8 protein-coding genes and 1 pseudogene are annotated in these 10407 nt (G+C 44.3%); 4 read left to right on the top strand and 5 right to left on the bottom strand.

Annotated elements, in window-relative coordinates:
• The 3 genes and pseudogenes from V7D78_RS14595 to V7D78_RS14585 all read left to right on the top strand — a co-directional run.
• Positions 1–298: pseudogene (locus tag V7D78_RS14595) on the top strand (amidase); the annotation flags it as partial.
• Positions 299–527: 229 nt separating this feature from the next.
• On the top strand, positions 528–1109 hold the full coding sequence (locus tag V7D78_RS14590) for a transglutaminase-like cysteine peptidase (RefSeq protein WP_333609190.1): 582 nt from the start codon (positions 528–530) through the stop codon (positions 1107–1109).
• 27 nt (positions 1110–1136) lie between these two features.
• A complete protein-coding gene (locus V7D78_RS14585) occupies positions 1137–3038 on the top strand; it encodes a bifunctional diguanylate cyclase/phosphodiesterase (protein ID WP_333609189.1) in 1902 nt (633 codons plus the stop codon).
• Here V7D78_RS14585 and V7D78_RS14580 read toward each other — a convergent pair.
• The 5 genes from V7D78_RS14580 to V7D78_RS14560 all read right to left on the bottom strand — a co-directional run bounded on the left by V7D78_RS14580 (position 3028) and on the right by V7D78_RS14560 (position 9415).
• A complete protein-coding gene (locus tag V7D78_RS14580) occupies positions 3028–3387 on the bottom strand; it encodes a tryptophan synthase subunit beta like protein (protein WP_333609188.1) in 360 nt (119 codons plus the stop codon). The genes V7D78_RS14585 and V7D78_RS14580 overlap by 11 nt on opposite strands.
• 9 nt (positions 3388–3396) lie before the next feature.
• Positions 3397–3837: a response regulator transcription factor gene (locus V7D78_RS14575; protein ID WP_333609187.1), complete on the bottom strand. Its 441-nt coding sequence runs from the start codon at positions 3835–3837 to the stop codon at positions 3397–3399.
• A gap of 161 nt (positions 3838–3998) precedes the next feature.
• Positions 3999–5417 (bottom strand): HlyD family type I secretion periplasmic adaptor subunit, encoded by a 1419-nt coding sequence (locus tag V7D78_RS14570; RefSeq protein ID WP_333609186.1) that lies wholly within the window; start codon positions 5415–5417, stop codon positions 3999–4001.
• Entirely contained in the window at positions 5418–7550 is a 2133-nt protein-coding gene (locus V7D78_RS14565; RefSeq protein WP_333609185.1) for a type I secretion system permease/ATPase, read from the bottom strand.
• Between the two features lie 17 nt (positions 7551–7567).
• A complete protein-coding gene (locus V7D78_RS14560; protein ID WP_333609184.1) occupies positions 7568–9415 on the bottom strand; it encodes a TolC family outer membrane protein in 1848 nt (615 codons plus the stop codon).
• Positions 9416–9566: 151 nt separating this feature from the next.
• On the opposite strand from V7D78_RS14560, the gene V7D78_RS14555 reads away from it, so the two are divergent.
• Positions 9567–10407, top strand: an 841-nt coding sequence (locus tag V7D78_RS14555; protein WP_333609183.1) for a retention module-containing protein, incomplete at its 3' end; no start/stop codon positions are given.

The raw sequence follows: 10407 nt of genomic DNA, 5'->3' as shown, positions 1-10407 counted from the left end.
GGCGCTGGATAGCTATTTGCGCGAGCAGGGTATAGCAGCGATTATTATGCCCTCTTATGGGCCCGCCTGGCCGATTGACCATGTTAATGGCGATGCCTTTAACTTTGGCACCTCGACCGCAGCAGCGGTGGCGGGTTATCCGTCGATAACGCTGCCCGCCGGCAGTAGCGGTATTTTGCCATTAGGAATCAGCCTGGTGGGTTTGCCCTGGTCAGAGCCCGAATTATTGGCGTTGGCCAATTTACTGGAGCAGCGCTTGGCGGCTTACCAACGTCCGGGCTTTGTGGCGACCTTTTAACCTTACTTACAAGGTTGATAAAACTTTGTCTTTTTTTGTAGGGCTCTTTATTTAATATGATATAAACTCAAGTTTTTAATACCATTTTAAAAGGTACTTTTCTGCTTTGCGCACTTACCAACTGTTTCGAAAATCTGGTGTTGCAGCGTTGGTGTTTTGCCTGATTTGCAGTGTATTTGTTAAAAATAGTTTTAGTCGGATACCCGATATTATTCGGATAGATAAGTTTGTGGCTTTTGTTTCATCACAATACAGCAGCGTTTCGATTGCCCGTGCCGAGCAGTACCGTTTATTTCTTAATGATCACCACTATGCTTCAGAGCTGGACATGGTACATGCCGTTAATGCCTTTTTTCATCAGCATATTACCTATGCAACAGATCAAGAATTATATGGTTTAAGTGATTATTGGGCATCTCCGGCAGAATTACTTGGCGCAGGGCGGGGAGACTGCGAAGACTGGGCAATAGCTAAGTATATTACTTTAAGACAACTTCGTATTGATGATACAAAATTAAGATTAATCTATGTCAGGACGAGACTGGGCGCTTTAGGTAGCCCTCTGAGTCAGGCGCATATGGTGTTAGCCTATTACCCAACAGCGGAAAGCGAACCCTTGATTTTGGATAGTTTAATTACTGCTGTTTTGCCGGCTTCTCAGCGCGATGATTTAACGCCTGTGTTTAGTTTTAATGCCGAAGGGCTTTGGGCAGGGCAATCAGAAATGCGCTCAACACAATCTCCCCGTGCTCGCTTATCAAGATGGCGTGATTTGCTTGAGCGACTCCCCAATGAAGGAATTTTATTATGAACTCGCTCAATGCAAGCGGAGGCAGTCATGTCATTAATTAAGCAACTTTGGTTGGGGATTATAATACTCGTAACACTGACTTTTTCTTCCAGTGTACTTATTTCGACCTATCAAAATCGAGACAGTTATCAAGAGCAACTTCAATTAAAAAATATTGATAACGCGACGAATTTAGGTTTGTTACTCTCTCATAGTGAAAAAGACCTCATCCATTTGGAACTCTTGCTGGCTGCTCAATTTGATTCTGGACATTATCAATACATTAGTCTCTCCACTGCTGATGATAATACCCTGATACGTTTTGATACCGAGGTGTCGGAGCATCAGGCTCCAACATGGTTTAAGAGGTTGCTCAATTTGCAGCTTAACCCAGGAGTGGCTCAGATTCAGGATGGTTGGATGCAATTCGGCACGCTAACACTGCAAAGTCAGTACGATTATGCGGTTGATGCTTTATGGCTAACCACCTTAGCTCTGGCTAGCTGGAGTTTTTGGGTGGCATTGATTTTTGGTATTTTAGCGAGCTTTGCATTGCGCTTCATCAGTAAACCACTTGAAAATGTGGTGAATCAAGCTGAAGCTCTTGGGCAGCGGCGTTTTATCAGCAGCAAAGAGCCGGTTACCCTTGAGTTTAGGCGTGTTGTTAAAGCCATGAATATCCTAACCCACCGTGTCAAAGATATGCTGGACACTGAATTACAACGTACGGCAGAGTTACAGGAGAAATCACAGAAAGACCCTAATTTGTTTTGCTTCAATCGGGGTTATATGCTGAGTTGGCTTTCAAATTTTTATGCTTCTTCTGCAGATGTAGAAAGCAAAACGGCTATTTTGTTTCGGATTCATCAATTGGCAGACATTAATACGCTTCTGGGCAGGGAAAAAACAGATACTTTGCTCAGAAGCATGTTAAACATCATCTCAACTACATCAAAAGACAGTGTGGTTGGTCGACTTAATGGCAGTGATTTTTTAGCGATAATTCCATTTTCAGAAGATAAAGACGATGCGTTCTCAAATTTACATGAGGCGTTGGAAGCCAAATTACATTTGGAGGTTGGGCTGAATAAAATGCAGTTAAGTTGTGTCGCTTCTGATTTGGCTGGTGCTAAAAGTAAAGAAGAATGTTTATCTCAGTTAGATACCTTGTTGTCTGATCTTGCGGTGTCTGCAATGTCAGGATGTAAACGGCAGCATATATTGTTGCCTCAGGCGCATGGCAGTAATTATTGGCGGCAAGCTATTTACCCGGCACTTGAGCGGCAGTATACCGTGCCCAGAGCTTTCCCCGTTCTAAAAATGGATTCATCTTTTTTGCACAATAAACTTTTTTTGCAATTAGAAATTGAAAATACTCTGATGTCAGCATCCAGGGTGATTGGTTGGATCAAGCGTTTTGGCTGGATGGATAAAGTCGATTTATTGATGTGTAAAACGGCTATAAGGTTAGCAACTGATGGTGACACTGTAGCTGTAACATTATCTGAAGCAGTTTTGGGGAATGAAAGCTGTTTTCTTCAATTGATTTCATTGTTAAAGCAAACCCCTACTGAGGTCAGACAACGCTTAGTTTTTGAATTTTCTGAAGAGGTGGCTTTAGAGCATCAACTGGCTCTGAAGGCGATAGTGATGGGGTTTAAACCACTGGGGCTGCGTATTGGCTTAGTGCATTGTGGGCACGGTTTGAATAAATTTAATGGCTTGGAAAGCCTGGCGTTGGATTATTTGAAGATAGATGCAGCCATCATTGGACAGTATGAAGATGAACAGGTACAACGTTTATTAATAAGTTTAATTCAGTTAGGAAAAGCTTTAGGTGCAGAGGTTATTGCCGATGGCGTGACTTCTGAACAAGCGCTAAAAAGTTTGGGGCAACTTGGATTTTATGCTGTAGCCGGTCCGGTGGTAATCTTGCCGCCTAAGGCATAAAACTGTCGTCGTCATCTGAGATTAGTTCAAGACTTGTAAGGTTTTTTCGGAGGTGCTTTCTTTGCAGCAGTTTCTGTTGAGCAGCTAAAGGTAAATCGGTAAACGCTAAGATGCCTTTGATGCTTAAGGCATCGATAACGTCCTCTAACACCCTTGCCAGATCAGCATCCGAGATTTGAAGTTGGCGGCCTGGATGTTCTTTAGTATTGTTTTGTTGAGTGTCTGCAAAATGACGTTGGCAAAACTCGATTAAGTCTGCAGCTTTATCATCAATGAATTCAGCGCAGTCAGCTGTTTGATGTAAACTGACTGCGCATATCTCACCGTGCTGGTCGCGTTTTACAAACATGGCTTTTCCTTATCTGAGAAACAGTACAAGCTGAAGACGATCTTTTACACCTAATTTAGCAAAAACATTGGTTAAATGTTGTTTTACGGTGCGCTCTGCTATGTGCAGGTGTTGGCCAATATGTTTATTACTAACGCCTTTAGCTGCCAGCTCTGCTACCTGTCTTTCCCGCTCTGTCAGGCTTTTTAAGCTACCCTTGGCATTACCAGACGCTGTATCAGGTTGTTGACTGAATGTCTGTGTCAATACTTTGCTCAGGTGTAACACTAAAGCAGGCGGGATCCAAAGGGCGCCAAGGGTCACAGCATTAGCAGCCGCATGATACTGCTCTGCAGGGCTATTAATAGCCAGGTAGCCTTTAGCACCTTGTTCTAGTACCTGTTGCATTTGTGGTATAGATAAGCTGTCATTTACTGCGATGATATTGTGTGTGTTGGTTAACGTTGACATAAGTTGGATACTGTTTGCAAAGGCTAAATCCAGAAATACAATATCTGATGTAATCTTGACAATATCATTGGCATCGCTAATAAGGACCACTTGCTCAAAAAACCTCGTTAAAGGTTTAACAGCTTGAGTGCAATGTGTAATGAAAACTGCTTTTATCATCATTAGCGCTCGGTCAGAGCATAATACCTAGCTCTGCTGAAGGGTTTAATTAAATATGAAAGAATGGTTTTTTTACCTGTCATAATATCAACTTCTGCCGTCATGCCTGGAATGATTAACAGCTCTGTATCCGTTGCTTGCTGCTTGGTTTGTAAGCGAATGAGATAATAGGTCATGTCTTTTTCATCAGTGATGGTATCGGCGCTGATATGACTGACTTCTGCTGCCAGGCCACCAAAAATGCTGAAATCATAAGCACTAAAGCGTAACACAGCATGTTGACCTACCTTGATAAAGGCAATGTCAGAGGGAGATACTTTAGCTTCTATTTCTAAGACATCATCTAAGGGTACGATATCGACCACTTCACGACCGGCAGTAATAACTCCGCCAACGGTATTGATATATAAGCGTTGCACGGTTCCTCTAACCGGAGAACGTATTTCCGATTGACGAACTTTATCGGTTAAGCCGCCTTGTGCTTGCTGTAATGACGCCAGTCGCGACTCAGATTCCGCTAATTGCGTTTGCCAGCGATTAAGCACTGAGAGCTCCGTTTCTGCTTTACGTTGCTCGGCCTCTCTGACGGCTGCAACAGCCCTGTTAACATTGGCTATTGCCCGGTTAAGCTCACCCTGAGCTCTTGCCAGGTCGCGTTCTAAGCGCAGTATGTCTATGTCAGATACTGCACCAGAGCTGAGAAGGGGTACTGTGACGGCTAGCTCGCGTTCGCTAAAGCGGATAACTTGGGTATATTGTTCTACTGCCGCTTGGGCTTCATTAAGCTCTTGCTGTTTTTGTTCAATTTGCTCGGTTAAGGCGCCTTGCTGCTGTTGTAATTCAGCCAGGCTCGTTTCATACAGTCGCCGCTCCGCCAGCACCAGTGTTGGCTCTTCACTCTCTAGTTGCTCAGGAAAGGTTAAAGGGGAATGTTGCACCAAGGCACGCAACCGACTTACTTCTGCTTGCAAAGCCATTAATAACGCCCTGCTTTCGCCTAATGAAGAACTGACCCGGGTTTGGTCAAGCTGCAGTAACAATTGGCCTTCTTCAACAATTTGGCCTTCACGAACTAAAATTTGTTGTACCATGCCGCCATCTAAGGCCTGCACGGTTTGTAATTGCGTGGAAGGAATAACCCGGCCGCTGGCGCGGGCAATTTCATCTACTTTTGCGATTGCTGCCCATAGCAAAAGCGCAACTACCGCTAATACGGTGACGTACAGTAATTGTCTTGCCCGTAGAGGCGTTTGGGCAACCCTGGCCCATTCTGCTTCTTCTACCCAGTCCGCAGAGTAGTTACTGCCTTTTGATTTCAAATACCACTTTTGCAGAAAACTGAATTGGCGGGCATGATATCGCTCGGTCGCTGCTAATAATGAAAACTGTTTTTCAGCCAGGCTTTTTTTCTCAGTGTTCATTTATGCCCCTACCACACGGCCTTGTCGTAAGGCTTCTAAAACATTGTCTTTAGGGCCGTCTGCGACAACTTTCCCCTTGTCCATCACGATAAGTCTGTTCGCCAGCGTCAATAAAGGGCTGCGGTGTGTTACTACAATCAGGGTTTTGTCAGTGCTGCCTTGTAATAAGCTTTGTTTTACCGCTTCTTCACTGGCATGATCCAAGGCCGCTGTTGGTTCATCCAGCAACAAAATGGCGGGTTGTTTAAACATTGCCCTGGCTAAGGCCACAGATTGTCGCTGCCCACCCGATAGGTGTTGGCCGTATTCGCCGACATTCAATTCCAGACCTGCAGCCTGTTGCTCGATGATATGCTGAACACCAGATTGCTGTATAGCCTTAAGTAAATGGCTATCATCATCAGCGGGGGTATCTAACTCAATATTAAAGCGTAGGCTTTCTCTGAATAAGGTTATATCCTGAGGCACATAGCCTATTTGTTTTCTGACTGCGACTAAATCGAGCATTTGTAAGTCGACGCCGTCAATCAATATTTGTCCTGACGTTGGCTTGTATAACCCCTGAATCAGCTTATTTACCGTGGTTTTGCCTGAGCCATTCTTTCCTATTATGGCAATATGTTCACCGGGCTGGATCTTAAAGCTTACGTCTTGCAATGCAAAATACTCAGTATCCGGGTATTTGAAGCTGACTTTTTTAAATTCAATACTGCCGATTAACTTGGGCATAGCTACTTTTTTTCGGGTGCAATCTGACTCAGAGGGCTTTTGCATCAGTTCATCTAAGGCGTTTATGGCAGTAGAAGCCTGGTTAAATTGCGCTAATAAGCCTGCCGCCTGGGTAACTGGCGCCAATGTTCTGCTACTTAACAAGTACACAGCGATAAGACCACCCTGAGTGAGTTGGCCATCAATGATTAAGTAGACGCCAAGGATAATAATGGCAATGGAGGACAACTGCTGCAAAAAAGATGACACTGTACTGACAGAGGTTGACACGGCCCTTATTTTTGCGGTGTTGTGGCTGTTTAGCAGGCTAAGCTGCTCCCACTTTTTTTGTCGAAAACTTTGTAAACCAAAGCTTTTTATCGTTTCAAGCGCAGACAGCCCCTCAATTAAGCTGGCATTTTTTTCTGAGCTGACCTGCATGGCGTTTTCAGACAATTGCGCGAGCTGGTGCTGGACGATAAAACCATACAAAACAATTAGCAGGCCGCCAATAATGATAGGCAATGCCAGCCAGGGGTTTATCAATATGATAAATACCAGGTAAAGCAGAACAAAGGGCAAGTCGACCAGGGAGACCAATGTCATGGAGCTGCTGAAACTTCTGACCGATTCAAACCCCTGAATAGATGCAGCAAAACTGCCAGTGGTTTTAGGTTTGGACTCAAGCTGCATGCCCAGCACTTTATCCATGATAATGGCTGAGAGTTTGATATCTGTTCTGCTTGCTGCAAGATCGACGAAGTAATGTCTTAGTAGTTTTAATATCAGATCTAATGCAAAAACCAGTGTAATACCTGCAGCCAACACCCATAATGTTTCAATGGCACTGTTAGGCACAACTCTGTCATACACATTCATGACAAACAACGGTGTCGCCAACGCAAACAAGTTAATCAAGATAGATGCCAAAATGACATCTTTGTACAGCAACTGGTTTTGGCTTATCACGCCCCAAAACCAGTGTCTGCCGGGAAGTAATGTTTTGGGGATGTTATCTACTTTTGCTGACAGCGCTGGGCGCAAGTAGAAAACGGTGTTGCTGATACGTTCGGCAAAAAGTTTAGTTGGCTCAGTAAAGGCGGTTTCGGCATCTTCTGCATAACTAATGGTAACCGTATTATCCAGGTTAATCTGATGCAGTATGATGGGTTGATTATCTTCATTTAATACGATAGCGGGAAGCAATGCCGGATTTATTCCGGCGAAGCCATTTTGCATAATTTTACAGCTAAGCCCTGCTCTTTTAGCGGCCCGCTCAAGCGCCAATGGGCTTAATTGGCCATTTTCCAGAGGCAACCCATTAAGCAAGCTGTCGGCATTAATATAAATACTGTGGTACTGACAAATGTACTTAAAAGCATCAAATAATGGTCCGGCAGACGATGGTTTGGTTGTTACCTGCATAGAAACCTTATTTCAGTTTAAGGTGTTTTAAAGCGCGCTTCTACCCTGCGATTAGCCTGACGTGCAGCTTCTGTATTACCTTCTACTGCTAATTGGCTACTTCCATATCCAACAGCAATGACTCTTGCTGCCGGAATCTTATGTTGCGCTATTAAGCTAGTACGAATAGCATCAGCGCGTTGTTGTGATAGTAGACGATTGTACCAGTCTGAACCATCTAACGAGGTGTGGCCGGCTATCTCTACACTGAGTTCAGGATTGCTTTGCATATGCGCTGCTATTTGCTGCAAAATGGCAGCTGCATCATCCGGAAGTTCACTTGAGTTATGAGAAAAGTGAATATCTAGCTTTACAGCAGCAGTTGCTTGCTCAGCTATTGGCTGGCTAACTGAGCATCCTCTTGCATCCACTGAAGTACCTGCCGGTGTATTAGGGCAGAAATCCAGGTAATCAGGCACACCATCTTGATCTGAGTCCGTGTTGTAAATACTGGTATCGTAGGCAAAATCTACCGGGCAGGCAGAGGCCGGATCAACCGTAATAGGTTGTGCACCTAAATCGGCTAACGAAGGTAAGGCATTGCGGGATAAAGACAATGCTTCAATAAGTTTACCACTTGTTGCCAGAATCCTTGCTTGAGAGACAAGGTTCTCTGCCTCTGCAATTAACCAGGCTCTGCTCGCCTGAAAAAATTCATTCTCAGAGTCTAATACATCCAGTAATGAGCGTTGGCCTATATCAAATTGCTGTTTGTAAGCTGTTCTTACACGATCAGATGAAATTCTATGTTGGCTTAGGAATGGAATTTGTTTCACCAAACGCTGATTTTCATTAAAGGCAATTTGCATATTTTGCCTGATATCGATACAGGCTTTTAAACGCAAATCTTTTGCAATATTAATTTCTTCAATGGCTTTTTTGGCGTTGGCAGTGTCTCTTTTACCGCTAAAAAGATTATAACGGACTTCAATGCCAATCTGAGCTTCAGAGCGGTCACTTTTAAAACCAAATTGGTCGGTATCCCGGTAGGTATAGCTGCTATTCAGGCTGACTTGTGGTTTGAAATTTGCTCGGGCAGTGCTGTGCGCTGCTTCAGCAGCTTCGATGTTGCGTAAGGCAGCATGATAGGCTGGGCTAAATTGATAACTTTGGTTAAGCGCTTCAGATAACTTCTGTGGCGTTGATATCTCAAGTGCCGCGGTACGCATATCACTCGAGGGGGCCTGACCTGTTAAACGAAGATAGCGTGCTGTGACATCATGCAAGTTAGATGCTTCGATCATCAGATTAGATTGTGCAAGTGATAGTCGACCGGTTATTTGCTCTAAATCAGCTGCTCTGGAACGGCCAGCTATCACACTGTCTTCGATTTGTTTGTAAACCGTATAATGTTTTTGCAGATTATCTTCAGCCAAGTTAACCAGTTGCCGGTGCTTCAATACGTCCTGGTATGCTTTAAAGGCTTCAAAACCAATATTTTCAATAGTTTCCAGCAACCGGAAGTAACTAACCAGTTGTTCATGTGATAAGCGGCTGACTTCAGAGCGCGTTCTGCTTCCGTCGTATAACATCTGAGTAAGGCCAATACGAGCAAAGCCACTACCAAATTCACGCTTTGGGCCGTAATTTAATTGTTGGTAGTTATAGCCGGTAGCTAAATCAACACTAGGTAAATAGCCTGCCTTTGCGGCGTTAGTGCCAAAACCTGCTGCTAGAAATTCTCTCCATCTAACATCAACTTCAGGATGCGTTTCAATCGCCTGCCTGACAGCTTCATTAATAGTGGGTGCTGAATATGCTGTTAATGAACAAAAAGTTAGTGAAACAGATACAACAAGGAGTCTAAATGGGCGTGAAGTGGTCATTACTACCTTCTTACAATACGCTTTAGTGCGTCACTAAAACTAACACAGTGAAATTTTGGATAATTACTAAGCAATATCGTACCACAGTACGATGTTACCTTTAAATTGAAAATGTAAGAATGTCACTGAATTAATCAAAAGGTAAGTGAATATGGCTCAGGCAACAGTAGTGCAAGTAAATGGTGAAGCATGGATGTTAAACAACGACGATACAAAGGTGGTTTTGCAAGTCGGTGATGTTGTCACTATTGGTACTGAAGTCATCATTGCAGATAACGCGTCTTTAATGCTGAATTTAGAAGGACAATTTTATACGCTGCCTTCTGATTCTAAACTTAGTATTACACCAGAAGAGTTGGCTTTGCTTCAGGTGGATCCTGATGGTGCAGTATTTCCTGAAAGCGTGACTGATATTCTTGCCGTTTTAGATGGTGAAGGTGATTTACTGGCTGAGCTGGAAGATGCCGCTGCAGGTGTTACTGGGGGCGCGTCATCGGGCCACAGCTTTGTTCAGCTTACCCGTATCTCAGAGCAAATATCTCCTATTGATACACAAAGCTTTAATGCATTAGTTACAACAGCCGCTTCGGGCACTGCCGCTGCTACGGACACTTTTTCACAAGGTTTAATTACTGTGGCCGCAGAGTTGGCAGCAGATAATAGTTTAACCCTGTCAGGCAGCACCACCGATGTGGCGCCGGGCAGCACGGTTGCACTGACCATTACCGATCAGTTTGGCAATAGCGTGGTGGTTAATGCCCTAGTTAATGCCGATGGCAGTTACAGCCTGGCCGGCATTGATATCAGCAGCCTGGTCGATGGCCCGCTGACCATCACCGCGAGCGCGGTGGATAATAATGGCATTACCATTAATGCCAATACCGGCATCACGCTGGATGCGGTGGATTCCGCCATTACTGTGGCGGCAGAGTTGGCGGCAGATAATAGTTTAACCCTGTCAGGCAGCACCACCGATGTGGCGCCGGGCAGCA

The organism is Arsukibacterium sp. (genome assembly GCF_036735525.1).
In the GTDB taxonomy this organism is placed as follows: domain Bacteria; phylum Pseudomonadota; class Gammaproteobacteria; order Enterobacterales; family Alteromonadaceae; genus Alishewanella.
Note: the sequence above shows the minus strand (reverse complement) of the source record. Positions and strands in the feature narration are given on the sequence as shown.

Bases quoted from the DNA above. Each gene is read 5' to 3' on its own strand.
- V7D78_RS14585 (WP_333609189.1), top strand. From the start codon at position 1,137: ATGTCATTAATTAAGCAACTTTGGTTGGGGATTATAATACTCGTAACA.
- V7D78_RS14580 (WP_333609188.1), bottom strand. From the start codon at position 3,387: ATGTTTGTAAAACGCGACCAGCACGGTGAGATATGCGCAGTCAGTTTA.
- V7D78_RS14575 (WP_333609187.1), bottom strand. From the start codon at position 3,837: ATGTCAACGTTAACCAACACACACAATATCATCGCAGTAAATGACAGC.
- V7D78_RS14570 (WP_333609186.1), bottom strand. From the start codon at position 5,417: ATGAACACTGAGAAAAAAAGCCTGGCTGAAAAACAGTTTTCATTATTA.
- V7D78_RS14565 (WP_333609185.1), bottom strand. From the start codon at position 7,550: ATGCAGGTAACAACCAAACCATCGTCTGCCGGACCATTATTTGATGCT.
- V7D78_RS14560 (WP_333609184.1), bottom strand. From the start codon at position 9,415: ATGACCACTTCACGCCCATTTAGACTCCTTGTTGTATCTGTTTCACTA.